This window comes from Nonomuraea sp. NPDC026600 (assembly GCF_040638335.1).
Taxonomy (GTDB): domain Bacteria; phylum Actinomycetota; class Actinomycetes; order Streptosporangiales; family Streptosporangiaceae; genus Nonomuraea.
In genome coordinates this window covers 20578-46532 of the sequence record NZ_JBEZYD010000040.1, presented here as the reverse complement: position 1 = coordinate 46532, position 25955 = coordinate 20578, and the positions used below count along the sequence as shown (strand labels likewise).

23 protein-coding genes and 2 pseudogenes are annotated in these 25955 nt (G+C 69.8%); 20 read left to right on the top strand and 5 right to left on the bottom strand.

Features of this window, described 5'->3' with window-relative positions:
- Window positions 1-78: 78 nt before the first annotated feature.
- Together AB0F17_RS53300 and AB0F17_RS53295 are read right to left on the bottom strand one after the other, a co-directional pair.
- Window positions 79-1269 carry an MFS transporter gene (locus AB0F17_RS53300; RefSeq protein ID WP_358040736.1) on the bottom strand — a complete coding sequence of 397 codons (1191 nt, stop codon included), beginning with the start codon at window positions 1267-1269 and terminating at the stop codon, window positions 79-81.
- A gap of 143 nt (window positions 1270-1412) precedes the next feature.
- The gene (locus AB0F17_RS53295) at window positions 1413-2378 is read right to left on the bottom strand and encodes a cytochrome P450 (RefSeq protein ID WP_358040733.1); all 966 of its coding nucleotides are present in this window, start codon (window positions 2376-2378) and stop codon (window positions 1413-1415) included.
- A gap of 325 nt (window positions 2379-2703) precedes the next feature.
- Here AB0F17_RS53295 and AB0F17_RS53290 point away from each other — a divergent pair, with 325 nt between their 5' ends.
- From AB0F17_RS53290 to AB0F17_RS53260, 7 genes are all read left to right on the top strand, one after another.
- Window positions 2704-2967, top strand: coding sequence for a phosphoribosyl-ATP diphosphatase (locus tag AB0F17_RS53290; RefSeq protein ID WP_214636287.1), 264 nt, complete (start codon window positions 2704-2706; stop codon window positions 2965-2967).
- 62 nt (window positions 2968-3029) lie between these two features.
- Window positions 3030-3875, top strand: coding sequence for an ATP phosphoribosyltransferase (gene hisG, locus AB0F17_RS53285; protein WP_214636288.1), 846 nt, complete (start codon window positions 3030-3032; stop codon window positions 3873-3875).
- A 103-nt stretch (window positions 3876-3978) separates the two neighbouring features.
- The gene (locus tag AB0F17_RS53280; protein ID WP_358040730.1) at window positions 3979-4524 is read left to right on the top strand and encodes a carbonic anhydrase; all 546 of its coding nucleotides are present in this window, start codon (window positions 3979-3981) and stop codon (window positions 4522-4524) included.
- Window positions 4525-4593: 69 nt separating this feature from the next.
- Entirely contained in the window at window positions 4594-5478 is an 885-nt protein-coding gene (locus tag AB0F17_RS53275) for an ABC transporter ATP-binding protein (protein ID WP_358040727.1), read from the top strand.
- Entirely contained in the window at window positions 5478-6212 is a 735-nt protein-coding gene (locus AB0F17_RS53270) for an ABC transporter permease (RefSeq protein ID WP_358040725.1), read from the top strand. The genes AB0F17_RS53275 and AB0F17_RS53270 overlap by 1 nt, the downstream gene beginning before the upstream one ends.
- Entirely contained in the window at window positions 6209-7342 is a 1134-nt protein-coding gene (locus AB0F17_RS53265; RefSeq protein WP_358040722.1) for a sensor histidine kinase, read from the top strand. Before AB0F17_RS53270 ends, AB0F17_RS53265 begins: the two co-directional genes overlap by 4 nt.
- Window positions 7339-7944, top strand: coding sequence for a response regulator transcription factor (locus AB0F17_RS53260; protein ID WP_358040719.1), 606 nt, complete (start codon window positions 7339-7341; stop codon window positions 7942-7944). The genes AB0F17_RS53265 and AB0F17_RS53260 overlap by 4 nt, the downstream gene beginning before the upstream one ends.
- A 16-nt stretch (window positions 7945-7960) precedes the next feature.
- Here the strand turns inward: AB0F17_RS53260 and AB0F17_RS53255 are convergent, their stop codons facing one another.
- On the bottom strand, window positions 7961-8983 hold the full coding sequence (locus AB0F17_RS53255; RefSeq protein ID WP_358040716.1) for an EAL domain-containing protein: 1023 nt from the start codon (window positions 8981-8983) through the stop codon (window positions 7961-7963).
- A 126-nt stretch (window positions 8984-9109) separates the two neighbouring features.
- Here AB0F17_RS53255 and AB0F17_RS53250 point away from each other — a divergent pair, with 126 nt between their 5' ends.
- From AB0F17_RS53250 to AB0F17_RS53240, 3 genes and pseudogenes are all read left to right on the top strand, one after another.
- Window positions 9110-9781: an acVLRF1 family peptidyl-tRNA hydrolase gene (locus AB0F17_RS53250; protein ID WP_358040713.1), complete on the top strand. Its 672-nt coding sequence runs from the start codon at window positions 9110-9112 to the stop codon at window positions 9779-9781.
- A gap of 82 nt (window positions 9782-9863) precedes the next feature.
- Window positions 9864-10004: pseudogene (locus tag AB0F17_RS53245) on the top strand (ATP-binding cassette domain-containing protein); the annotation flags it as partial.
- 112 nt (window positions 10005-10116) lie between these two features.
- Window positions 10117-10533, top strand: a complete 417-nt coding sequence (locus AB0F17_RS53240) for a helix-turn-helix domain-containing protein (RefSeq protein ID WP_358040711.1) — start codon at window positions 10117-10119, stop codon at window positions 10531-10533.
- 60 nt (window positions 10534-10593) lie between these two features.
- Here AB0F17_RS53240 and AB0F17_RS53235 read toward each other — a convergent pair whose 3' ends face one another.
- A complete protein-coding gene (locus AB0F17_RS53235; protein WP_358040708.1) occupies window positions 10594-11400 on the bottom strand; it encodes a DUF2306 domain-containing protein in 807 nt (268 codons plus the stop codon).
- A 275-nt stretch (window positions 11401-11675) separates the two neighbouring features.
- Entirely contained in the window at window positions 11676-14495 is a 2820-nt protein-coding gene (locus tag AB0F17_RS53230) for a BTAD domain-containing putative transcriptional regulator (RefSeq protein ID WP_358040705.1), read from the bottom strand.
- Here AB0F17_RS53230 and AB0F17_RS53225 point away from each other — a divergent pair.
- From AB0F17_RS53225 to AB0F17_RS53180, 10 genes and pseudogenes are all read left to right on the top strand, one after another.
- Window positions 14377-14772: pseudogene (locus AB0F17_RS53225) on the top strand (transposase); the annotation flags it as partial. The gene AB0F17_RS53230 and the pseudogene AB0F17_RS53225 sit on opposite strands and share 119 nt — an antisense overlap.
- 185 nt (window positions 14773-14957) lie before the next feature.
- Window positions 14958-16031: a substrate-binding domain-containing protein gene (locus AB0F17_RS53220; RefSeq protein WP_358040702.1), complete on the top strand. Its 1074-nt coding sequence runs from the start codon at window positions 14958-14960 to the stop codon at window positions 16029-16031.
- Window positions 16031-16684 (top strand): DUF1961 family protein, encoded by a 654-nt coding sequence (locus AB0F17_RS53215; RefSeq protein ID WP_358040699.1) that lies wholly within the window; start codon window positions 16031-16033, stop codon window positions 16682-16684. The genes AB0F17_RS53220 and AB0F17_RS53215 overlap by 1 nt, the downstream gene beginning before the upstream one ends.
- A gap of 123 nt (window positions 16685-16807) precedes the next feature.
- Window positions 16808-17437: a DUF624 domain-containing protein gene (locus AB0F17_RS53210; protein ID WP_358040696.1), complete on the top strand. Its 630-nt coding sequence runs from the start codon at window positions 16808-16810 to the stop codon at window positions 17435-17437.
- A complete protein-coding gene (locus tag AB0F17_RS53205) occupies window positions 17434-18984 on the top strand; it encodes an extracellular solute-binding protein (protein ID WP_358040693.1) in 1551 nt (516 codons plus the stop codon). The genes AB0F17_RS53210 and AB0F17_RS53205 overlap by 4 nt, the downstream gene beginning before the upstream one ends.
- 55 nt (window positions 18985-19039) lie before the next feature.
- Complete coding sequence (locus AB0F17_RS53200; RefSeq protein ID WP_358040690.1) at window positions 19040-20011, top strand: ABC transporter permease subunit; 972 nt, start codon at window positions 19040-19042, stop codon at window positions 20009-20011.
- A gap of 11 nt (window positions 20012-20022) precedes the next feature.
- Window positions 20023-20907, top strand: coding sequence for a carbohydrate ABC transporter permease (locus AB0F17_RS53195; protein ID WP_358040687.1), 885 nt, complete (start codon window positions 20023-20025; stop codon window positions 20905-20907).
- Window positions 20904-21524 (top strand): rhamnogalacturonan acetylesterase, encoded by a 621-nt coding sequence (locus AB0F17_RS53190; protein ID WP_358040684.1) that lies wholly within the window; start codon window positions 20904-20906, stop codon window positions 21522-21524. Before AB0F17_RS53195 ends, AB0F17_RS53190 begins: the two co-directional genes overlap by 4 nt.
- Entirely contained in the window at window positions 21521-24124 is a 2604-nt protein-coding gene (locus tag AB0F17_RS53185) for a Tat pathway signal sequence domain protein (RefSeq protein WP_358040681.1), read from the top strand. Before AB0F17_RS53190 ends, AB0F17_RS53185 begins: the two co-directional genes overlap by 4 nt.
- A 125-nt stretch (window positions 24125-24249) precedes the next feature.
- Window positions 24250-25848: an ABC-F family ATP-binding cassette domain-containing protein gene (locus tag AB0F17_RS53180; RefSeq protein ID WP_358040678.1), complete on the top strand. Its 1599-nt coding sequence runs from the start codon at window positions 24250-24252 to the stop codon at window positions 25846-25848.
- The last annotated feature ends 107 nt before the right edge of the window (window positions 25849-25955 follow it).

Here is a 25955-nt window from a genome sequence, read left to right as displayed (position 1 = left end):
CCGACATACGGCGCTGCCCGCTGTACCCCTTTCGCGGGGGTACGGCGGGCAGCGCCATTTTCGCGTGCTGAGGGGGTACTAGCGGGGCCGGAGCAGCGGCACCAGGGCGAGCCCCACCACCGCACCGGCCGTGATGACCACCGGCGGCGGGACCACCTGGGCGGCCGAGCCCGCCACGGCGAAGCCGATGCCCTGCCAGAACATCAAGCCCGCCGTCTGGATGCTCAGCGCCCTGCCCACCACCGGCTCCGGGGCCGCGTCCATGAGGAGCTGGTCCAGGCCCAGGTGGTGGGCCAGCCCCATACCCGACAGCACGAGCAGCCCGACCGCGAGCGGCAGCCCGGGACGCAGGCCGAAGGCGAGCTGCGGCAGGAACATCAGCAGCGCCAGCGGCACGACGAGCCGCAGGCGGCGGGCGGGCGAGGGGATCCACAGGCACAGCACCTCACCCAGCACCGTGCCGACCGGCAGTGCCGACATGAGCAGCCCCAGCCCCACGGTCCCGAATCCGGCCGACTGGGCGTACGGCGCCGCCAGCGCCTCGGGCGTCACCCCGATGGCGGGGACGGCCCAGCCGAACACGAGCACGCGGCGCAGCCGTACCAGCCGGAAGACCTTCCCCAGCCCCGCCAGCGAGTCACGGACGAGCGAGAGCGACGTGGCCGAGGCGATGGCGGGACGGGCCTTGACCCCGACGGCCAGCAGCGCCGCCGACGCCAGGAAGGCGCCGGTGTTCAGAAGGAGCGCGGCGCGTGGCGTCAGCACGATGAGCAGCAGCCCGCCGAGAGCGAACCCGCCCACCTGCGCACCCTGCGCCACCAGCCGGAACAGGCTGCGGCCCGCGATGTAGACGTCGCCGTTGAGGATGCGCGGCAGCAGCGCCGCCCGCGCGCCCGCGAAGACCGGGGCCACCAGGCCCATCCCGAACGCCAGCACCAGCACGACGCCGACGGGCGAGCCGGGCGCCGCCATCGCCGCGGCCAGCGCGGCCGTCGTCAGGTTGCAGCCCACCAGCAGGCGCCGGACGGCCACCCGATCGGCCAGCGCCGACAGCAGCACGCCACCGAACAGGTAGGGGACGAACGCGACGGTGAACACCAGCGCGGCCAGGAAGGGCGAGCGGGTCTGGCGGTAGACCAGCACGGTCAGGGCGAACTGGGTCACGATCGTGCCCAGCATGCAGATGACGTGCGACAGGAAGATCGCCCGGAACTCGGGCACGGCCAGCGCGTCACGGTACCGGGCTCGAGCGGCCGCCGGCTGGTTCATCGAGTTCCCCCCAGGTGATGTCGGTCGCCGTGGCCGGCCCGGGCCACGGCGACCCTTCGGTCAGTAGGCGTACCGCATGGGGGATCACCTCCCCAGGTCTACGGGCAGAGTCCGGACCCCTCGCAGGGTGCCGCTGTCCCACATCACCGGTTCGGCGCGCGGCCGGACGCCCGGGTAGCCGCGGGCGAGCTCCGTGAACAGCGCCCAGGTCTGCATCGCGGCGACACCGGCGCCCAGACAGCGTGCAGGCCGCGGCCGAAGCCGAGATGGGGATTGGGGGAACGGCCCAGCCGCAGGACGTCGGGGTCGGGAAAGACGGCCGGGTCGCGGTTGGCGGCCCCGATGATCAGCGTCACGCCCTCTCCTTCGCGGACCTTTCTGCCGCCGACTTCGGTGTCGGCCAGGCAGCCGCGGGCGAGCACCTGGACCTGGCTGGTGTAGCGGATCAACTCTTCAACCGCTAAATCGGGATTTTTGGAGAATTCGTGGATGCTGCCAGGATTGTCAGTCAGGGCGAGGAGCGAGAGCGTCAGCAACCGGGCAGAGGATTCGAAGCCGGCGTGGAAGGTCGATCGGAGCGAATTCAGCACCAGCCGGCGATCGGCTTCATGGGTACGCTCACTGATAAACGCGAACATGCCGTCCGGATGATGGTCGACCATCCAGCGTTCCATTAACTCGTCGAGTTCGGCCCGCGCGGCCATGCCCGCCGGTATCACCTCGGGGCGCAGGCCGCCGTCCATGGTGTCGATGACGGGCGGGGAAACGGAGTCGAGCCAGTCGAGATCCGGGGGATCGACTCCCAGCACCTCGCAGATCGTCTCCACGGTCAGCGGGATGGCGAGCTGGTGGACGAAGTCGAACTCGGCGCCCGCCAGCCCGGCCAGGCGCCGCCGTACCCGCTCCGAGGTGCGCTCGGCCAGCGCCGCGTGGTCCTGGGCCCGGTAGGCGGCGGTGAGCAGCCGCCGCACGGGCGGGTGGTCGGGTGGATCGACGGTCTGCAACATGACCAGCTCGGCGGGCGTTCGCTCGCCGAGCCGCCGCCAGTCGGAGGTGAAGCGGTCCAGGCCCTTGAGTACGGTGGCGCAATCGGCATGTCGGGTGAGCACCCAGGTGCCGAGTTCGCCGTACCAGAAGAACGGGTCCGTTTCACGCCAGGCGGCATAGACAGGAGCTGGATTACGTAGTATTTCCGGTTTTAGTAGGACACGGAGCGAATGTGGAAAGGGACTTTCCGTCGACACCAAGTCTCCATATACCGCTAAAAATTGCTGCAATTAATGGATTTAGCCCGTGTGACAATAGATGAGTAAGATGTGGGAGTCAACAGTGCGCTATAGCCGCCCGATCGTCTCGCGTGGCGGACAGCGGGCCGGTTACCCGTGCGCGCAGACTAGGCTTGTCACGCACGCCTGCCGACCGACGAGAGAGATCATGAAGACCTTCGAAGAGCTGTTCGCCGAGCTGTCAGAGAAGGCACGCACCCGGCCCGCGGGCTCGGGCACCGTGGCCGCGCTCGACGCCGGCGTCCATGCCATCGGCAAGAAGGTCGTCGAGGAGGCCGCCGAAAGCTGGATGGCCGCCGAGCACGAGTCGAGTGACCGAGCCGCCGAGGAGATCTCCCAGCTGCTCTACCACGTTCAGGTGCTCATGCTCGCCAAGGGCATCGGGCTGGACGAGGTGTACAAGCATCTCTAGGGCGCACCGCGCCCGTCAGCCCGTACACCCACCAGCCCGCGAGACATCGAGGACACACAGCCATGTTGCGTCTGGCCGTACCGAACAAGGGCGCGCTCAGTGAGGCCGCCCAGACCATGCTCAAAGAGGCCGGTTACCGGTCCCGCAGGGACAGCAAGGAGCTCGTCGTCGTTGACGAGGACAACGGCTGCGAGCTGTTCTTCCTGCGCCCCCGCGACATCGCGGTCTACGTCGGCGAGGGCATGCTCGACGCCGGCATCACCGGCCGGGACATGCGCGTCGACTCCGGCGCCCCCGTCGAGGAGATCATGCCGCTCGGCTTCGGCGGCTCCACCTTCCGGCTGGCCGCCAAGGCGGGTGCCATGACGTCGGTCAAGGACCTCGACGGCCTGCGCATCGCCACCTCCTATGCCGGCGTGCTCGGCAAATACCTGTCCGAGTCCGGCGTCGACGCCCGCGTCATCAAGCTCGACGGCGCGGTCGAGACCGCCATCAGGCTGGGCGTCGCCGACGCGGTCGCCGACGTCGTGGAGACCGGCACCACGCTGCGCAACGTCGGCCTGGAGGTGTTCGGCGAGCCGATCATGCGCTCCGAGGCCGTGCTGATCAAGCAGCAGGGCAACGGGGAGGACGCCGGCATCGAGCAGCTCGTGCGCCGCCTGCAGGGCGTCGTGCACGCCCGCGACTTCGTGATGATGGACTATGACATCCGCGCCGAGCGGATCGAGGAGGCCATCGCGCTCACGCCCGGGATGGAGGGGCCCACGGTCTCGCCGCTGCACCGCGAGGGCTGGGTCGCCGTCCGCGTGATGGTCCGGCGGCGCGGGCACCAGCAGGTGATGGACCAGCTCTGGGAGATCGGGGCAAGGGCCATCCTGGCCACCGACATCTACGCCTGCCGCCTGTGAGGTCTGTCCGCTAGGTGATGTCCCGTCCGGGAATCACATAGCTGTGCGTGACGAATCGCTTGCCAACCGTTATCTCCCCTTCTGCGATGCTGCGGCGTCGCAGGTGTGGGCTTCGTTGCAGCGCGGCAACCGGCGCTGGGCGGCGGGCGCGTCCCGCCGTCCACGCCAGGATCCCGACCGCAGGAGGCAGGTGGCGGCGGGCCAGTCTCCACACGCGGTGGTGCTGTCGTGCATCGACTCGCGGGTGCCGCCCGAGGTCGTCTTCGACGCCGGACTGGGCGATCTGCTCGTCGTGCGTACGGCGGCGCACACCGTCGACCGGCTCGTCACCGCGGCGGTTCAGTTCGGTCCGCAGGCCTTGCACGCCAGGCTCGTCGTCGTCCTGGGACACCAGCGCTGCGGCGCCATCTCCGCCGCGGCCAGGGCGCTGAGCGAGCAGGAGACGCTGCCCGGCGAGCTGCCCAGCATCGTCGCCGCCCTCGAACCCGTCTACACCGGCGCCGGGGGCGAGGTGGACGCGATGGTCCGCGCGCACATCGTGGGCACGGTAGCGAGCCTGAGAGCCGACGCCCTGTTATCCGGCAAGGCCACCACCGTGGTCGGCGCCTACTACAGCCTCGACACGGGACTGGTGCGGCGCGTCGCCTGACAAATGTCACCGCCAACCCCGGAGGTAACGCACTAACCAGGCAAGATCCACGAACCTACCGTTGACCTCATGAACGCCATCGTGTTCGACCACGTCAGCAAGGACTACGGGGACGTCCTTGCCGTCGACGATGTATCCCTCTCCATAGAGCCCGGCAAGACCGTGGCCCTGCTCGGGCCCAACGGCGCCGGCAAGTCGACCTCCATCAACATGCTGCTCGGCCTGCTGCGACCGTCCAGGGGGACGGTCAGCGTGTACGGCCGCACGCCCCGCCAGGCCGTGGCGGCCGGCCAGATGGGCGCCATGCTGCAGAGCGGCCAGCTCATCCCCGAGCTGTCGGTCAAGGAGCTCATCGAGCTGGTCCGCAAGCTGTACCCCGAGCCGCTGGACCTGGAGGAGATCCTCAAGCTGGCCGACCTCACCGACCTGGTGCAGCGGCGCGCGAACAAGCTGTCCGGCGGCCAGTCCCAGCGCGTCAGGTTCGCCCTGGCGATCGCGGGCGCGCCCAAGGCGCTGCTGCTGGACGAGCCGACCGCGGCCATGGACGTGGAGTCGCGGCTGCGGTTCTGGGAGAGCATGCGCGGCTACGCGGCGGGCGGCAGAACCGTGCTGTTCGCCACGCACTACCTGGAGGAGGCCGACGAGCACTCCGACCGGGTGATCGTCATCGCCAGGGGCAAGGTGGTGGCCGACGGCACCGCCGCGCAGATCAAGGCGGACGTCGGCGGCCAGGCCGTCCGCTTCACCCTCGGCGAGCAGCCCGCGGCCGGGCTCGACCTGCTGCCCGGCGTCACCGCGGTCGAGGTCGCCGCCGGCACGGCCACGCTGCGTACCGCCGACACCGACGCGACCCTCGCCGGGCTCTACCGGGGCACCACGCTCGACGTGCGCGACCTGCAGCTCTCCGGCGCCGACCTAGAGGACGCCTTCCTCGCCCTCACCAGGGAGTCCTGATGCTCTACTACGCCAAGATCGAGGCGCTGCGGATGCTGCGCAACCGGCGCTACATCATCTTCGTGGTGCTGTTCCCCGTCGTGTTCTACCTGATCAACGCCAACATCTACGGCGACCAGAAGGACGCCGGCGGCGTGCGGATGAGCACCTACCTGCTGGTGTCGATGGCCGCCTACGGCGCGCTCGCCTCGTCCATGATGAGCTCGGCCGTGCCCTGGGCGCAGGAGCGCCAGTCCGGCTGGCTGCGCCAGTTGCAGATCACCCCGCTACCGAGCTGGGCGATCATCGTCACCAAGCTCGGTGCCGCGATGCTCCTCGTGCTGCCGTCGCTGCTGCTGGTCAGCGCGGCCGCCGTGCTGCAGCAGGGCGTGTCGATGCCGCTCGGCCAGTGGCTGGCGCTGCTGCTGTCGCTGTGGATCGGCACGATCCCGTTCATCGCGCTCGGGCTGTTCATCGGCTCGCTGCTGAGCGCCGACGCCGCCCAGCCCGCCGCGATGATCTGTATGTTCGCCCTGTCGCTGCTCGGCGGACTCTGGTTCCCCGTCGACGCCATCGGCGGCACGATGCGGACCCTCGCCCACTTCATGCCTTCCTACCACTACGCCAATCTCGGCTGGAACGTCATCGCCGGCAACGGCGTGCCGATGTCCGACGTGCTCATCGTGGTGGCGTGGGCGGCCGTGCTCGGAGGCGCCGCCGCGTACGCCTACCGGCGGGCTACTGTTCGGGCATGAGCTGGACCAACCGGATGACCTTCGGCGGGACGGGAGAGGACTCGTCCCGCTACCGGCGGCTGTTCGGGATCTCCTTCGGGATGGTCTACCTGGTCTTCCCGGTGGCGGAGATCCTGACCGGGGAGATCACCGGCACCAAGGCCGTCTGGGCGGGGGTGTCGTTGTTCGCGTTCGTGGCCTCCTACCTGGCGACCGTCATGAGCCCGCACAGCTACCATGAGCGGTCGCCGTCGACCTACCCGCTGCTCGCCCTCACCACGACGCTGGCCGTGGGCTCGGCGCTGGTCTTCGGCTCCGGCTGGCTGAGCCTGCCCGTCTACACCACGGTGCTCTTCTCCATGATCCTTTCGCCCCGGCGGGCCGGGTTCGGCATCGTCGCCATGCTGGCGGTCGTCGTCGGCTGCGGGTTGCTGCACAACGATGACGGCACCACCATTGTCATACTGGGGCTCCAGGTGGTCACGCTGGGCGTGCTGTTCATCGGCGTACGCAACACCAGGGTCCTGGCCCAGCGGCTACGCGACGCGCAGGGCGAGGTGGCCCGGCTGGCCGCGGCGGACGAGCGGCTGCGCATCGCCCGCGACCTGCACGACCTGCTCGGCCACAGCCTCTCGCTGATCGTGCTCAAGAGCGAGCTGGCCGGGCGGCTGGCCGAGGACTCCCCACGGGTGCTCAAGGAGATCCAGGACATCGAGTCAGTGGCCAGGCAGGCGCTGACGGAGGTGCGCGAGGCCGTGACCGGCTACCGCCAGCGCAGCCTGCCCGAAGAGCTGGACAACGCCAGGTCCGTGCTGCGGGCCGCGGGCGTGGAGCCGCTGGTGCGGGTCTCGGGCACGCCGCTGCCCGGTCTGCTCGACGGCCTGTTCGGGTGGGCGGTGCGTGAGGGCACCACCAATGTCGTACGGCACGCGCGGGCGCGTCGCTGCGAGATCGAGGTGACGTACGACGGCGAACACGCCATCCTGGAGATCATGGACGACGGGCAGGGCAAGGAGCCGCTCCGGCTCGGCAGCGGTTTACAGGGCCTGACCGAGCGGGTGCGCGGAGCGGGCGGCACCGTGGAGATGGGCCCGGGAGCCAGGGCGGGCTTCCGGCTGCGGGTGCTGGTCCCCGCGGGAGCGGCGGCGTGATCCGGGTGATCCTGGCCGAGGACCAGGGCATGGTACGCGGCGCGCTGGCGTCGCTGCTCGGCCTGGAGCCCGACATCGAGGTCGTCGGCGAGGCGGCCGACGGCGAGGCGGCGGTGGCCGTCGCGCTCCAGGAACGCCCGGACATCGCCCTGCTCGACATCGAGATGCCCGTCATGGACGGCCTCAGCGCGGGCGCCAGGATCACCGCGCAGGTGCCCGGCTGCCGGGTGATGATCCTGACCACGTTCGGCCGCCCCGGCTACCTGCGGACCGCCATGGAGGCGGGCGCGGTGGCCTTCCTGGTCAAGGACAGCCCGGCCCGCGAGCTGGCGGCGGCGATCAGGCGCGTACACGCGGGGGAGCGGGTCATCGACCCGGGACTGGCGGCGGCGGCGCTCAGCGCGGGGCCCAACCCGCTGTCGGCCCGCGAACGCGACGTGCTGGCCGCCGCGGCCGACGGCTCCACCATCGGCGACATCGCCCGCCACCTGCACCTGTCGGAGGGCACCGTACGCAACTACCTGTCGTCGGCCATCCAGAAGACGCACGCCCGCAACCGCATCGAGGCCGTCCAGCGCGCCAAGACCCAGGGCTGGCTCTAGGTACACGGCTCGGCGATCACTCTGCCCAGGCCACCTGCCGGATGAGGTCCGACACCCGCACGATGCCCAGGCAGCGGTTCAGCTCGTCGGTCACCACCAGGTCGTCGTAGACGCGGCCCGAGTCCCGGCCCGCCGCCTGCATGGCCGCCACGGCGGGGGTGGTCTTCGGCACCGTGCGCGGCGGGTCGGCCAGCCGCTGGGCGGGCTTCGAGCCGTGCAGCGCATGCCCGTAGCGGGCCGCGAACGACAGCAGGAACCGGCTGCGGTCGAGGCTGCCCCTGGGCCGCTGGTACTCGTCCACCAGGATCACGCTGGTGATCGACGGCTCCTGCCCGAAGGCCGCCATCACCTCCTCCGCCTTCGCCCCGGCGGGCAGCGTCACGGCGGGCAGCAGGAGCTCCTGCACGCGCGGCCCGAGCCGTGCGCCGACGGACGGCTCCCCGGCGGCCGGGAGCGGCACCCGTACCTTCCCGTCGGGTCCCGGGCTCAGCAGCGGCCCGCAGGCCAGCCGCACGTCCCAGCCGCGCACCGCGGCGAGCTGCGCCTCGTGCTCGACCCCCGCGACCAGCGCGTGCGCGCCGAGACCGCGGGCCAGCGCCACCACCGCCCGGGCCACCGCCGCCGGACGGCGGTCGCCCGGCAGCCCTCCGGCCGGCTCCGGGGCCAGGGCCAGCAGGTACGGGGAGGCGTCCGCGATGATGTCGAGCGGCACGCTCTCCGTGCCCACGTCGCTGAAGCCCAGCAGATAGCCGAGGTTGCGCAGCCCGTCGAGCGTCACCTTCAGCACCGGCCGGTCGGCCGGCCCGCACGGGCCCGTGAGCAGCACGATGGCCTCGCGCGGGTGCCTGCCCGACCGCCGCATCGCCTCGTGCAGCGGAGCCAGCGCGCCCGCGCCCGCCAGCACGATCCGCATGGGCAGCTCCAGCACCATGGGCAGCGGATCGGCCCGGAGGTAGCCCGCCGGGTCGATGACCGCCGGGCGTGCGATGACGGCTCCCGTGTCGAGGTCCACGACGGGGCTGGTGAGCAGGGAGGACACGTAGCGATGATGGGGGCGCGCCACGTCGGGCAGAAGGGGCTTGAAACGAAATTCACCGATATTTCCCACGGAGTTCCCGACCCCAGGGAAGCGTGGCTGCGGTCACCGCTCAGATAGCCTTCCGGCATGAGTGCGCGACCGGCGAAGGGCGGCGGGCGGTGGGTGTCCGTGGTGCCCGAGCGCGTGCACCCGTGGATCGACGGCTTCGCCGACCGGCATGGCCCGTTCGAGGCCGCCGGTGACGAGCGGGTCGTGCGCCTGATGGCCGCCGACGGGGCGCTGGCGGAGCTGTATGCGCCCTTCCCGCCTCTGCAGGTCGGGCCGCCGTACGTGAGCAGGCTCGTCGCCCACGCGCGGGCGGAGCGGCACGTGGGGGTCATCCTGGTGCGGATGGGTGGTTACGCGGCGGGCCTGTTCCACGGGTCTCGGCTGGTGACGTCCAAGGTCGGGTCGCGGCTGGTCCAGGGACGTACCGCGGCGGGCGGGTGGTCGCAGCAGCGCTTCGCCCGACGCAGACAGAACCAGGCGGGCCAGGCCTTCGAAGCGGCGGCCGAGACCGTGTTGCGCGTCCTGTCGCCGTGCCAGGGCGAGCTGGACGCGGTCGTGCTCGGCGGCGACCGCAGGGCCGTGGACGCGCTGCGCGCCGACCGCCGCCTGGCCGGCCTGCTGGCGCTGGAGGCCGAACCGTTCCTCGTCGTCCCCGACCCGAAGCTCGCCGTGCTCAAGGACACGCCCGCGCTGTTCCGCGCGGTACGCATCCGCGTAGTGGACCCACCCACCACAGGCGGGGGCTCGTAAGACCTGAGGCTGACACGCTGGGCGGCCAAGACCAGACCCAGGGTGGTCGTGCGCCGAAGCGCCCGTCCCTAGCGTTGACCACGTGATCGAGATACGGGAGCTGACCAAACGCTACGGCGGCGTCACCGCCGTCGACCACCTGTCCTTCTCCGTACGGCCGGGTCAGGTCACCGGCTTTCTAGGGCCCAACGGCGCCGGCAAGTCCACCACGATGCGCGCGATCGAGGTCGTCGCCACCCGCATCACCTAGTGCTGAGTTCCTCAATGGGTAAGCAGTTTCTCGCTGGTTCGTCGCTCTGAGCCGAGACATCGTGCATGGCAGGAGGGGTGTGCCAATGCCGAAGGTGTTATGCGCTCGGCCATCACGAGATGACCGGGAAGAACGCCAGAGCCGCAGGCTGGCTGGAGCCCGGCATTCTCCGGCCGACTGGATCCAACGAGCCACCATCATCGCCTTGAGCTGGGAGGGAGTGCATGTCCCACCGATCGCTGCGCGGGTGGGCTGCCATCCAGCGACGGTGCGACGCCGTCTTCGCCGGTTCTCCGCCGAGGGGATAGACGGTCTGGCCGACCTGCCGGGGCCGGGCCGCAAGCCGCGTCTCACGCAGGCCGAACGCTCCCAGATCATCGCGCTGGCCAAGAGCCCGCCACCGGGGCATCCGCGCTGGGAGGACCACAGTGAGCTGAGTGAGAGCCGCCGACGAGAACGGGCCGGCGGTGTGGACGCGATCTTCGCGGCCACACGCTGGTAGATACCGAAGAACCAGTCGAATAGCGCTGGAGGATGCGCAGCCAGTGCGCCGGTTCGTCTCTTACGGCGCCTGAGTGTCTCCTGTCGAGACCTTGTCCGAGGTCATCGCCGCTGCGGCGTCCATCGGCGGATCCGCCGGCCCAGAGCGCCGCCCGGCGCCGGCCCGGCGGCGACCGCGCTCCACCAGCCACCATTCCATGATCAGCAGGGGGACGGTCCAGCCGAGCCAGGTCGTCACGCCGGCGGATGCCTTGATCACCTCCTGCATGTCCCCGCCGTAGGTCGTCTCGAACTCGGGCAGGAAAATGAGGAACATCACCAGGCCCCAGATGCGGTTGGTGATGATCGACGCGGTCAGCGCGAAGCTGCGCAGCATCCACCGACGGTGATCGGTGTACCTGTGCTGGCGGGCCATGCGAAATCCGGTGACGGTGAACAGGGTCCACAGCGTCGCGAGCAGCATGTTGCTGACTCGCGCGCCATCGCCGTACGGGGTGGTCGCGCCCACGACGAAGCCGGCGAGGCCGCCCGGTATCACTCCGCCGAAGATGTACACGCGTCCGATCCTGCGGTGTGCGACCGGGTGACGCTCCCGGAACCACGGCCAGACCTGCAAGCCGCAGGTCAGTAACGCCACCGAGGAGAACATCACATGCGCGGCCAGGAAGGGATAGTAGAGCGGAAAGCCTTCTGGCGGCGGCACGCGAGACAAGGCCGGATCGAGCGAGGTATAGGGCGGAATGGAGAACGCGAGGAAGCCGAGCACCACTAGCATCAGCGGCACGACCCAGGGGCGCTTCCACAGCCGCGGCTTCTGTACGGCAGGCGGCGGCGTGGCGTGATTTGCTGGTCTCGCGAAATCAGTCATGCCCGGAGCTTGGGGTCAGGCGCTTACCACTCACCTACCGCGCACTGACCGGCGGCATACCGTGTCGGCTTGCGGTCGGACGCCGTGCGCGAGCCGCCGACTGACGGCGCGGGCTCGCTGACACTGGTATCCACACAGTGCTCACCGGCGTCGGCGTGCCACGCATGAACGCGGTCATGGAGCGGTGGGTGCAGCCGTGCCGCCGTGAGCTCCTGGCCGCTGCCTGCTCTGGAACGAACGCCACCTACGGCATGCCCTGCACGACTATGAAAAGCCTACCGTTCGCCGGCCATCCGGCTGATCTCGGTCAGCGCGGCGTCAATGCGCGTGCGGGTGTCCTCGGTGCTGTACCACTCCGCGGGGCAGTCGTCACGGGCCCGGGCGAGGAGGGCGCGCGCCTCCACCAGGTCGCCGCCTGACAGCTCCACCTCTCCCATACCGAGATACGCCCAAGCCATCGTCTCCATGGAGCCGTATCTGCGCGACAGCTCGGCGGCCAGCTCGTAGTCGGCCCCCGCGCCCGCCGGATCGCCCAGGCTCAGCAGGGCGTCGCCCCGCCGGCACAGCGCCTCGGCGGTCTCCGTCCCGGCGCCCAGTTCGCGTGCCATCGCCAGCGCTTCACCGGCCAGGGCGTGGGCCTTGCGGTGGTCGCCCTGCTTCTGGTGCAGAGAGCCGAGTCCGGACAGCACCAGCACGGTGCCCCAGCGCTCGCCGATGGCCTTGAACGCGGCCAGGCTCCGCTCGAAATGGGCCAGGGCCTGCTCCACGTCGCCGAGCACGTCGAGCACGAACGCCGAGCCGGCCATGGCCAGCGCCGCCTGCCACAGGGGAAGACTGGCGGACTTCCGCGTGACCTCTCCGTAAGCCTCCACGAAGTCGCCGGGCGGTCCCGTGAACATCGACAGCAGCATCATCAGGAACTCGACGCGCTGTGGCACGTGGGTCAGCGGAAGCAGCTCGCGGACCTCCTGCAGGTGGGCACGCAGCTCGTCGTCGATCTCGCCGGCCCAGGCAGTGACGAGCACGCACATGACGTACTCCTCCTCCATGCCGTCGAACCGGTGTGAGCCCAGCCTGGTCAGCAGCACGTCGGCCAGACCGGCGGTGGCGGTGCGGTTGCCGCGCATCCACCAGTAGCAGGCGCTGTGCGCCAGCAGTCGCAGCGCCGTCTCCAACTGCCCCGACTCGGTCGCCCAGCGCACGGCCGCGTTGAGGTCGTCGCTCTCCTCGTCCAGCCTGGCCAGCCACTCCAACTGCTCGCGGGTGCGCAGCCGCGCGTCGGCCGCGACGACCAGGTCCAGGTAGTACGCGGCATGCGCGTCGCGCATCGCCTCCACCTCGCCGGACTCGAGCAGCCGCTCCGCGCAGAACGCCTGGATGGTCTCCAGCATCCGGTAGCGCCCGCCCACGAACTCCACCAGCGATTTCTCCGCCAGCGAGAACAGCACCTCCTCCGGCAGGCCGCACACCAGCTCGGCCGCCTCGGGCCGCGCGCCGCCCACGAACACGGTCAGCCGCCTGGTCAGCCGCTGCTCGTCCTCGTCCAGCAGATCCCAGCTCCACGCCACGACCGCGCGCAACGTCTGGTGCCGAGGCAGCGCCGTACGGCTGCCGCGCGTCAGCAACCGGAACCGGTCGTCCAGCCGCGCCGCCACATCGGACACCGACAGCGTACGCAGCCGCGCCGCCGCCAGCTCGATGGCCAGCGGCAGCCCGTCCAGCGCCCGGCAGATGCGCACGACCTGCGCCGCGTTGCCCGCGTCCACGGCAAAACCCGGCTGGACGGCCGCGGCCCGGTCGGCGAACAGCCGGACGGCCGGGTAGTTCAGCGGGTCGTCCGCCTCGGGCGGCGGCAGCCGCAGCGGCGCCACGGGCAGGATCGCCTCGCCGGTGATGCCCAGAGCCTCCCGGCCGGTCGCCAGCACCCGCAGCCCCTGGCAGGCGGCCAGCAGCACGTCGGCCAGCTCAGCGGTGGCCGCGATGAGGTGTTCGCAGTTGTCCAGCACCAGCAGCAGCTGGCGGTCGGCGAGCGCGGTGACCAGCCGCGCGACCGGCTCCACGACCGGTCCCGTCGGCGGTGTGCGCAGGGCGTCGCGGATGCCGAGTGCGGCCAGCACAGCCCTGGGCACATCCGCGACGTCGGAGACCGGCGCGAGCGGCACGAAGTAGACGTCCCCCGGCTCCTGCTCGGCCGCCTCGATCGCGAGCCGTGTCTTGCCCGCGCCGCCCGGGCCGATCAACGTGATCAGCCTGGCGGCGCGCAGGCTCGCGCCGACCTGGGCGAGCTCCTCGGCGCGGCCGACGAAGCTGGTGAGCTGCGCCCGCAGCCCGTGCCGTTGAACGGCCGTGCGTGGCACGGACGCGCCCAACGCCGGGTCGGCCCGCAGCACGGCCAGATGCGCGGCGGCCAGCTCAGGACCCGGCTCGACGCCGAGCTCCTCGTCCAGGATCTTCCTGGCCTCGTCGTAGACGGTCAGCGCCTCGGCTTGGCGGCCGCTGCCGTAGAGAGCGCGCATGAGCTGGGCCCGCAGCCGCTCCCGCAGCGGGTGGGCAGCGATGAGCCGGCTCAGCTCGGCGACCAGCTCCCGGTGTCGGCCCAGGTTGAGATCGGCCTGCACGCGGTCCTCGACGGCGGCCAGCCGCAGCTCCTCCAGCTCCGTCGCGGCGGCCTCGGCGTGCGGGGCGTCGGCCAGTGGAGCGCCCCTCCACAGCTCCAGCGCCTCCCGCAGCAGCGTGGCCGCCCGGTCCGGGTCGCCGCCGGCCAGCGCCCGCCCGCCCGCCCGCGCGAGCTGCTCGAATCGCCGCGCGTCCACGTCCTGCGGGTCGGCGATCAGCCGATATCCGGCCGGGTGGAACTCCACCAGGTCTCTGCCCAGCGATCGGCGCAGCCTGGACACCTGCGACTGCAGCGCGTTGGCCACGCCCTCCGGGGGACGAGCGCCGTACATGCCCGCGGCCAGCTGCTCCGCACCCACGATGCGCCCGGCATGCAGGGCGAGCAGCGTGAGCAGGGCCCGCCCCCGGGGGCCGCCCAGCGCGACGGGCTCGCCGTCCTCGCCCAGCGCGATCGTGGGCCCGAGGATCTGGAAGCGCATGCGTCGATTATCGCGGATGCGGCAGCGGCGCGGCCTCCTCCACATGTGTCGGGATCTGCGGTGCGGGCTTGCCCTGGATGCCGAGTGGGAGCGGCTCAGGCCGCTGTTGCCTGAGAGTGGTCGTCGGGGTGGGCGGTGGAACGACCACCGCACGACGATCGACGGCGTGTTGTATCGGGCGCGGACCGGGTTGCCCTGGCGGGATCTGCCCGAGTGGTTCGGTTCGTGGATCACGGTGTACAAGCGGCACCGCCGCTGGTCGGCCGATGGCACTTGGCAGCTGCTCACTGCGATCCAGGCCGAGCAGGATGGCGAGGGGGGCGTACGAGAGCGGCATCGTACGCCGCGGAGAGCGGTGATGGCACCCTAGTCGGCATCTCACCGCCTTGAGTCGATTCAAAAAGATCAAGGGTACGGCTATGATGAGGCGCGTTCAACACCGGAGCTGCCACGTGAGGATCAATGGCGACCACGAACATCAAGGAGGTCGCGCAGCGGGCACGCGTCTCCGTGGGCACCGTGAGCAACGTGCTCAACCGCCCCGAGATCGTCTCCCCCGCCACGCGTGAACGCGTCTTCGACGCGATCCGCGAGCTGGGCTTCGTCCGCAACGAGGTGGCTCGCCACCTGCGGGTCGGCCGCAGCCGCACGGTCGGCCTGATCGTGCTGGACGTGGCCAACCCGTTCTTCGCCGACGTCGCGCAGGGCGCCGACACCCTGGCCGACGAGCACGACACCATGGTGGTGCTGTGCAACAGCGCCGCCGACCCGGCCCGTGAGCTGCGCCATCTCTACCAGCTCGAACAGCAGCGGGTGATGGGCATCCTGATCACGCCGGTCGACGCGGGCAACCCGCGCCTGGCGGAGCTCGCCGCCAGGGGCACGCCCGTGGTGCTGGTCGACAGCGCCGCCACCGGGCTGCAGTGCTCGGTGGCGGTCGACGACCGGCTCGGCGGTCATATCGCCGGATCGCACCTGATCGAGCGGGGACACCGCAAGATCCTGTTCGTCGGCGGACCGCAGTCGATCAAGCAGGTGGCCGACCGGCACGCGGGCTTCACGAGCGCCGTCACCGAGGCGGGCGACACCGAGCCGGGTGGGGGAGTCGACCCCGGCGGCGGCATGGGGCCGGGTGGTGGCGTCGAGCTGGTCGCCTGGTTCATGCCCGCGCTGAGCGTCGCCAACGGGCGGAGCGCGGGTGAGCGGGTGGCGGCGCTGCCTTCCGGGGAGCGGCCGACGGCCGCCTTCTGCGCCAACGACCTGCTCGCCCTGGGATTCCTGCAGGCCATGGCCGCGCGTGGGCTGCGCGTGCCGGACGACATGGCGATCGTCGGCTACGACGACATCGACTTCGCCGCGGCGGCGACCGTGCCCCTGTCGTCGGTGCGGCAGCCGCGTGAGCTGCTCGGGCGTACGGCCATCGACCTGCTGCTGGAGGAGGTCGCCGAGCCGGAGCTGCACCGGCACCGGCAGGTGATCTTCCAGCCGGACCTGGTGGTCCGGCAGTCCAGTGACCTGCACAGGAGACCTCATTGATGGAGATCTACCGCAATCGGCTCGCCGGCCCCGACGATCTGGCCGGGTTCCGGCTGGAAGGGGACGGGGCGACGACGTTCCCCATGGGGCGGATGCGGCTGGAGAGTCTCAGGCCGCCGGCCGACGGGCAGGCGGCGAACGTGGTGCTGTGGTGTCCCGAGGACCTGCCCGCCGACGTGCGGATCGAATGGGACTTCTGGCCGGTCAGGGAGCCGGGGCTGTGCATCATGTTCTTCCATGCCCGCGGCCGGGGCGGCGAGGATCTGTTCGACCCGGGTCTCGCGCCGCGCGGCGGGCCGTACGAGCAGTACCACCACGGCGACATCGACGCCTACCACGTGTCCTACTTCCGCCGGATGTGGGCGTCGGAGCGCGCCCTGCACACCTGCAACCTGCGCAAGAGCCATGGGTTCCACCTGGTCGCGCAGGGTGCCGACCCGCTGCCCGCGGTGCTCGACGCCGACGGTCCGTACGCCATGCGCCTGGACGTCGAGGGCGGCGTGATCACGTTCGCGATTAACGATGTCGTCTCGTTCCGCTGGACGGACGACGGGAGCACCGGTGGCCCTGCGCTGGTGGGCGGCAGGATCGGGTTCCGGCAGATGGCCCCGATGATCGGGGAATATGCGAACCTGCGGGTTTCTCGTCATTGACTTTGAGTCGATTCAACACTAATTTCGCACCAACCGCCGTTCACCCGTGCGAAACGGGCAAGGAACGGCGGCGCAACACTCCACCCCCGTGTCCGCGCACACGCCACGAGAAGGTGGTGCCGGATGAACCATCCCGCCACGTCGATCAGGATTCAAGCTGCCTGCTCAGAGCTCATCTGGGCGGCTCGCCTGAACCTCCTGTGGATCCTGTTCACCCTCGCGGGTGGCGTGATCCTGGGCCTGGGGCCCGCCACCGTAGCCGCCTACACACTGGCTCGGCGGCATGCCCGGGGTGAATCGATTCAGGCCTGGACCGAATTCTGGACCGTCTACCGACGGGAGTTCGTCCGCGCCTCGCTGGTGATCCTGCCGGTGGCGGTGCTCGCCACCGTCCTCGTGGGCAACTACCTGTACTTCTCCGCTCTCGGGCCCGGCTCGGGAGCGTTGCGGATCGCGACCCTCCTGGCGCTGGTGGCGCTGGCCGGGGTGGGGGCCTATCTCGGGCCGCTTTACGCGCACTACGACTTGCCGCTCTGGGCCTACATCCCCAAAGCGTCGATGTTAGCGCTCACCCGTCCCGCCTCATCGGTGCTGCTGCTGTTCGCGCTCTCGGCCATCGCCTTCGTGACCTCGGCGGCGCCCATCCTCGCAGCGGTGATCAGCATCGGTGCGTGGATCTATCTCAACACGTGGCTCTGCCTGCGTTTCTTCGAGGAGAACGAGGCGCGCCTGCATTCGAAAGGGAACTCATGAGCGCATCTCGTCGACGCCGGCTGGTCGCCGGTGTGTTGACGCTAACGGCTGCTCTTCTCGCGTCCGCCTGCTCCAGCGGCGGCGGGGGAAGCGAGACCGACAGCAGCACGGTGACCATGATGGTCCCGCTGTTCGGTACGGCCCCCGACCCCAAGGGCGAGATGCAGCAGGCGGTCGAGAAGCTCGTCGGCAAGAAGCTCCAGATCACCTGGGTGCCCAACGCCGACTACAACGACAAGACCAACGTCACGCTGGCCTCGGACAAGATGCCGCAGATCATGGTCATCCAGGGCGACAAGACCTCGTCGTTCGTCCGCGCCGCCCAGGCCGGGGCGTTCTGGGACCTGACCGACAAGCTGGACAAGTACCCGAACCTGAAGACCCGGGACGCGCAGACGACCCGCAACTCCTCCACCAACGGCAAGATCTACGGCATCTACCGGATCCGCCCCCTGCTCCGCTCGGCCGTCGTGATCAACAAGCAGTGGATGGACAAGCTCGGGCTGAAGACGCCCGAGACCGTTGACGACCTCTACAACATCGCCAAGGCGTTCACGGAGAAGGACCCCGACGGCAACGGCAAGAAGGACACCTACGGCCTGATCATCCCCAAGTGGCCGTCCCCCCAGTACGGCAGCGCCAGCCCGTACGACGTGATCGAGACCTGGTTCGGCGCCCCGAACGGCTGGGGTGAGCGGGGCGGCAAGCTCGTCCCCGGCTTCGACACCCCCGAGTTCATCGAGGCGAACAAATTCGTCAAGAAGATGATCGACGAGGGCCTGGTCAACCCCGACTACGCCACCCTCGACTCGGCCAAGTGGAACGACCCGTTCGTCCAGGGCAAGGGCGGCATGATCATCGACGTCAACGTCCGGGGCACCAACCTCCTCGACCTGCTCAAGGAGAAGGACCCCAACGACTTCGACAAGGTCCTCACGGTCGGCAACCTCAAGCGCGCCGACGGCAAGAAATTCTCCTACCCCTTCACCGGCTACAACGGCGTCATCGCCATCCCGCGGCAGAGCGTGCAGACCGAGCAGCAGCTCGACGAGGTGCTGACGGTCCTGGACAAGATGGCCTCCAAGGAGGGCGGGATCCTGCTGAGCAACGGGATCGAGGGCCGCAACTTCAAGGTCCAGGACGGCGCCGCCGCCCGCATCAACCCGGACGACCCCAAGATCAAGCAGGTCCAGCAGGACGTGGACAAGGCGTTCATCCAGCTCGGCACCACCGCCAGCGTCGGCCTCGGCGCCTACCCGGACCTGTACGCGGACAAGCCGCACCAGGACCAGGTCACGGTGCGCACCAAGCTGGCCGAAGAGGACCTGAAGACCGCCGTGCACAACCCGGCGCTCCCGGTCATGCCTCCCACCGCCATCGCCAAGGGCCAGACCCTCGACCCGATCATCACCGACGCCCGGATCAAGTTCATCTCCGGCGCGATCGACGAGGCGGGGCTGAAGGCCGAGATCAAGCGCTGGTACGACAACGGCGGCACCCAGATCGCCGCTGAGACCAACGACCTGGTCTCCAAGCTCGGCAACTGACCTCGCCCGAGGGGCCCGGGACATTCCCGGGCCCCTTCTGTGAAAGGAGGTGGCTGTGGCCACCGACCTGGCGCCGCCTCCCACGAGGGCGGCCACCAAACCCGGGCGCCGCCGCGAGAGGCTGACGTTCCGCACCGCCCTGCTGCGTTACCGCTGGCTGTACCTGATGCTGCTGCCCGGCCTCGCGTACTTCATCGTCTTCAAGTACCTGCCGATGTACGGCGTGACCATCGCCTTCCAGGACTTCCTGCCGTTCCTCGGCTACTCCGGCAGCCCGTGGGTCGGCTTCAAGCACTTCGAGGAGCTGTTCAACGGGCCGGACTTCGGCCGCCTGATGTTCAACACGCTGATCCTGGCGCTGCTGACGGCGGTCTTCGTCTTCCCCGCGCCGATCATCGTCGCGCTCATGCTGAACGAGCTGCGGCACAGCGTGCTCAAGCGGTCGATCCAGTCGCTGGTCTACATCCCGCACTTCCTGTCCTGGACGATCGTCGCCTCGCTGACGTACATCCTGTTCTCCGTGGACTTCGGGGTGATCGCCACCTTCTTCCACGAGTTGCTCGGCGGCAAGAAGATCGACTACGTGGCCCAGCCCGACTGGTTCCGGCCGATCATCGTCTTCCAGCTGCTGTGGAAGCAGACCGGCTGGGGCACGATCATCTACCTGGCCGCGCTGGCGGGCGTGAACACCGACCTGTACGAGGCGGCCCGCATGGACGGCGCCGGGCGCTTCCGGCAGTTCTGGCACATCACGCTGCCCGCGATCCGGCCCACGATCGTGGTGATGGCCGTCCTGACGTCGGGTCACCTGCTCGACACCGGTTTCGAGCAGATCTGGCTGATGACCGGCGCGCTGAACCGCTCGTCGGCGGACGTTTTCGACACCTTCGTCTACTACATGGGCATCACTCAGGGCGCCTTCAGCTACTCCACGGCCGTCGGCCTGTTCAAGGGACTGGTGGGCGTCCTCCTGATCTTCGGCTCCAACTGGCTGGCCAAGCGCCTCGGCCAGCGTGGACTGTTCTAAGGAGCGCTTGTATGCCCAACCAGTCGCCCACACACCAGCACACGCGCGGTAGCCGTGTCTTCGACGTGCTCAACGTCGCCGTGCTGCTGTTCCTGGCACTGATCACGATCCTGCCGCTGATGTACGTGCTGGCCGGGTCGTTCGCCTCGGAGTCGGAGATCGCCTCACGGCCGTTCTTCCTGTGGCCGGAGAAGTTCGTCACCACCACCTACGAGTACATCTTCGACTCGGGCACGTTCGTCCGGGCACTGCTCACCACGATCTGCGTGACGGCGGTGGGCACGGTGGTGCAGGTTCTGCTGACGTTCACGATGGCCTACCCGCTGGCCAAGCGGTACCTGCCGGGACGGACGCTGGTCCTGAACCTGGTCATCTTCACGCTGGTCTTCACCGGCGGCATGATCCCCACCTATCTGGTGGTGCGGGACCTGGGGATGCTCGACAGCTACTGGGCGCTGATCCTGCCGCTGGCGATCAACCCCTTCTACCTGATCATCGTGAAGAGCTTCTTCCAGGAGCTGCCGCAGGCGCTGGAGGAGGCGGCGCGCATCGACGGCTGCAACGAGATGGGCGTCTTCTTCAAGATCGTGCTGCCGCTCTCGAAGCCGATCATCGCGACGTTCTCGCTGTTCTACGCGGTGGGCATCTGGAACGACTACATGTCGCCGCTGCTGTACATCGACGACTCCAAGAAGTGGACGCTCCAGGTGCTCGTCAGGCAGCTGACCAGCCCCGACGCCCAGAACGCGATGGCCATGATGGAGTCGGTGTTCTTCCCCACCCAGGGACTGAAGTTCGCGGTGGTCGTCATCGCGACGCTGCCGATCCTGCTGTTCTACCCGTTCCTGCAGAAGCACTTCTCCAAGGGTGTGCTGCTCGGGTCGGTCAAGGAGTGACCCGTACGGTCCTGCTGGCGGGTGACTCGACCGTCGCCTCCTGCCCGGCGGCCGAGGCGCCCATGTCGGGGTGGGGCGCGCAGCTCGCGGCCCACACCGGCGGCCCGGTGCGCAACTTCGCCAAGGGCGGCGCCACCACGGCCAGCCACCGGGCCGAGGGGTTGTGGGCGGCGCTGCTGCGGGAGGTCACCCCCGGCGACGTCGTGGTGATCCAGTTCGGGCACAACGACCAGAAGGAACCCGGCCTGCCGTACCGGGAGAATCTCCGCCTCTTCGCGGAGGAGGCGCGGCGGGCGGGCGCGCTGCCGGTGTTGTGCACGCCGGTGCAGCGGCGCAGGTTCGACGGCGACCGGCTGGTGCCGACCCACGGCGGGTATCCCGGCCAGGTGCGCGAGCTGGCGGCGGCCGAGGGCCTGCCGCTGATCGACCTGACCGTCGCGACCACCGAGCTGTACGAGCGGCTCGGACCCGAGGGCTCCAAGGCCCTGTTCACCCATTTCGCGCCCGGCGAGCACCCGCTCCATCCCGAGGGCGTGGCCGACGACACCCACTTCTGCTTCCGCGGCGCCGACGAGGTGGCGGTGATGGTCGCCGAGCGACTCAAGGAGATCTGTTGACGACGCTGAACTGGCTGGACCGGCCCGCGGAACAGGGCGTGACCTGGGGGGTGCCGTGGCGGCGCGGCGCGGTGGAGCGCGCGGCCGTGTTCGCGCTCGCCGGCCCCGAGGGGCGCCCGGTGCCGGTGCAGAGCTGGGTGACCGCCACCTGGCCGGACGGGTCGGTCAAGTGGTCGGCGCACGCGATCGGACCGCAGGCCGAGCCCGCCGCGCCGTACGAACTCACGGCGCGGCGGCCGGCCACCGACGAAGAGCCCGCAGTGCCGGAGCGGCCCGTCACCGTCGTCCGCGAGGACGGCGTGCTGCGGGTGAGCACGGGTCCCGTCACCTGGACGATCGAGGAGACGGGCGACACGCTGGCCCGCTCCGTCTCCCACGGCTCCCGCGAGATCGCCAGGAACATCCGCCTGATCAGCCTCCACCAGGACGGCCCCACCCCGGATGACGCCGGCACCGTCACCCGCGAGCAGGCCACGGGGACCGTCCGCGAGGTCACCGTCGAGCAGGACGGCCCCGTCCGGGCCGTGATCCGCCTGGCGGGCGACCACGGCGGACGGCTCCCGTTCACCGTCCGCCTGTACTTCTACGCGGGCGCCGAGGACGTGCGCGTCATGCACACCTTCGTCTGGGACGGCGACCCTGAGCGGGACTTCCTGGCCGGGCTCGGCCTGCGCGCCGACGTGGTCATGCGCGACGAGCTCCACGACCGTCACGTGCGGCTGGCCGGGCAGGACGGCTTCCTCACCGAGGCCGTACGCGGCCTGACCGGGCTGCGCCGGGACCCGGGTGAGGCCGTACGGCGGGCCCAGGTAGAGGGCCGGCCGTGCGGCCCGATCGGCAACCCCGAGGTGGCGAACCGCCTGCACCTCATCCCCGCGTGGAACGACCACACCCTCGACCAGACCTCGGCCGACGGCTTCACCCTGCGCAAACGCACCGCCGACGGCCACGCCTGGGTGACCGTCCCGTCGGGCACCCGCTCGGCCGGGTACGGCTATCTCGGCGGCACGAGCGGCGGCCTCGGCTTCGGCCTGCGCGACTTCTGGCGGCTGCATCCGACCCGGCTCGACGTCAGGGGCGCCGCCACCGGCCTGGCCACCGCGACCGTCTGGCTCTGGTCGCCCTCCGCGCCGGCCATGGACCTGCGCTTTTACCACGACGGCATGGGCCAGGACACCTTCGCCGAGCAGCTGGAGGGCCTGGAGATCACCTACGAGGACTACGAGCCGGGCTTCGGCGACGCCCACGGCATAGCCCGTACCCACGAACTCACGCTGCGCGTCCACGACGCCACGCCGTCGTCGGTGGCCCTGGCCGGGCACGCGGCCGCGATGAACGAGCCGCCGCTGCTGACCGCCGCCCCGGAACGCCTCCGCGAGGCGGGCGTGTTCGGCGACTGGGCGCTGCCCGACCGTTCCACGCCCGCCCATGCCGCGATCGAGGACCGGCTGGACCTGCTGTTCGACTTCTACCGGCGCGAGCGGGAGCAGCGCAGGTGGTACGGGTTCTGGGACTACGGCGACGTGATGCACACCTACGACGCCGACCGGCACACCTGGCGCTACGACGTCGGCGGCTACGCGTGGGACAACTCCGAGCTCTCGCCCGACCTGTGGCTCTGGTACCAGTATCTGCGCACGGGACGGGCCGACGTCTTCCGCTTCGCCGAGGCCATGACCCGTCACACCGGCGAGGTCGACGTCTATCATCTCGGCCGCTGGAAGGGCCTGGGCACCAGGCACAACGTGCAGCACTGGGGGTGCAGCGCCAAGCAGCTGCGCATCTCCAACGCCGCCTACCGGCGCTTCTTCTACTACCTGACCGCCGACGAGCGCACCGGTGACCTGCTCGACGAGCTGGCCAGGCCCGAGGAGACGTTCCTGGCGATCGACCCCACGCGCAAGGTGCGCGAGGACGTCTACACCCCCGACCCGTCCGCCCTGGCGGTCGGGCTCGGCACCGACTGGGGCTCGCTCGTGGCGGCCTGGCTCACCCGGTGGGAGCGCCATGGCGACGAGCACGCCAAGGCCCGGCTGCTGGGCACGATGGCCGGCATCGGCGCGCTGCCACAGGGGTTCCTGACCGGCGAGGCCCGCCTCGACCTGGCCACGGGCCGGTTCGACAGCTCCCGCGACCAGATCTCCGTCTCCCACCTGTCGTCGGTCTTCGGGCTGCCCGAGATGTGTTCCGAGCTCATCTCGCTCGGCCTGGACGTGCCCGGGTTCGAGCGGGCCTGGCTGGACTACTGCCGGCTCTACCTCGCCCCCGCCGAGCAGCAGGCCGCCGAGGTGGGCCACCCGCTGCGCGGCATCTCGCTGGTGCAGGCGCACAGCCGCCTCACCGCGTACGCCGCCGCCCGCTCGGGCGACGCGGGGTTGGCCGCTCTGGCCTGGCGCAAGTTCTTCCTCGACGAGGGCGACCAGCTCAACAGCAACCCCCTGCAGCGCGAGCCGGACTGGCGTCTCACCCGCGTCGAGGGGCCGCACGTCCTGGCGAAGGTGCTGGAGGCGCCGTTCGTCTCCACCAACGACGCCGCCCAGTACGGCCTGGCCGCGATCCAGAACCTGGCGCTGATCGGTGACCACCTGCCGACGGACTGAGCAGGATTGAGCAGAGGTGGGGCTCCCGGCGGGGGCCCTACACTGATCTGTATGCACACTCCCGATTGACCGGCGTCGCCACGCCCAACTCTTCTTACCCCTAGCTCGGGAGTGTTCCGTCAATCATGATCATCGCCAGTGACATCGAGCTGCGCGCAGGTGCGCGCCTGCTCATAGAGAACGCCTCCTTCCGGGTCAATCCCGGCGACAAGATCGGCCTCGTCGGCCGCAACGGCGCGGGCAAGACCACGCTGACCAAGGTGCTGGCCGGCGAGGGACTGCCCGCCGGCGGCACCGTCACCACCAGCGGCGCCGTCGGCTACCTGCCGCAGGACCCGCGCACCGGCGACCTGGAGGTGCTCGCCCGCGACCGCATCCTGTCGGCGCGAGGGCTCGACGAGGTGCTGCGCAAGCTGCGCGCGGCCGAGCTCGGCATGTCCTCCGCCGACGTGCGCACCCGCGACAAGGCCGTCCGGCAGTACGGCAGGCTCGAGGACCAGATGCACGTGCTCGGCGGTTACGCGGCCGAGTCCGAGGCCGCCTCCATCGCCTCCAGTCTCGGCCTGCCCGACCGGGTGCTCGGGCAGCCACTGAAAACGCTTTCAGGCGGTCAGCGAAGACGCGTGGAATTGGCGCGCATTCTTTTCAGCGGAGCGGAAACTCTCCTTCTAGACGAGCCGACAAACCACCTAGATGCGGACTCAATCGGGTGGCTTCGTGATTTTTTGCGATCGCATCAGGGCGGCTTGGTGATCATCAGCCACGATGTGGGCCTTCTTGAAGCGACGGTCAACAAGGTGCTGCACCTCGACGCCAACCGCAGTGTGATCGACCACTACAACGTCGGCTGGAAAGCCTATCTGGCGCAGCGCGAGACCGACGAGAAGCGCAGGAAGCGCGAGCGGGCCAACGCCGAGAAGCAGGCGGGAGCGCTGCTCTCGCAGGCCGACAAGATGCGGGCCAAGGCCACCAAGGCCAAGGCCGCCCAGGACATGATGCGCCGCGCGCACCGGCTGCTGGCCGGCACGGAGGAGGAGCGCCAGAGCGACAAGGTCGCCAAGCTGCGCTTCCCCGACCCGCTGCCCTGCGGGCGCACGCCCCTGACGGGTGCGGGCCTGTCCAAGACGTACGGCTCGCTGGAGGTCTTCACCGACGTCGACGTGGCCATCGACCGAGGTCACCGAGTCGTGATCCTCGGACTCAACGGCGCGGGCAAGACCACGCTGCTGCGGCTGCTGGGCGGGGTCGAACAGCCCGACAGCGGCGAGATCAGGCCCGGCCACGGCCTCAAGGTCGGCTATTACGCCCAGGAGCACGAGACCCTCGAGGCCGACAGGACCCTCCTGGAGAACATGCGCTCGGCCGGTGGCGAGTTCACCGACACCGAGTTGCGCAAGGTGCTCGGCTCGTTCCTGTTCTCCGGCGACGACGCCGACAAGCCGGCGGGTGTGCTGTCCGGCGGCGAGAAGACCCGGCTGGCACTGGCCATGCTGGTCCTCTCGAGTGCGAACGTACTTCTGCTCGATGAGCCCACGAACAACCTAGATCCAGTCAGCCGCGAGCAAGTTCTGAACGCTCTGAGGTCGTATTCAGGAGCAATCGTCCTGGTCACCCATGACGAGGGTGCCGTTGACGCCTTGTCACCGGATAGGGTGATCTTGCTACCAGACGGAACTGAAGACGCATGGAGCGAAGAATTTTCCGATCTTGTGGCACTTGCCTGATCTTAATTTGGGTGGGTACGGATCTTTTCCCGTGGAGTAGGTAGCCGATCCCGCTGAAATGACTGATCATGGCGGAGTAACGCTGCGGAAGTCCGGCACTACAGGAG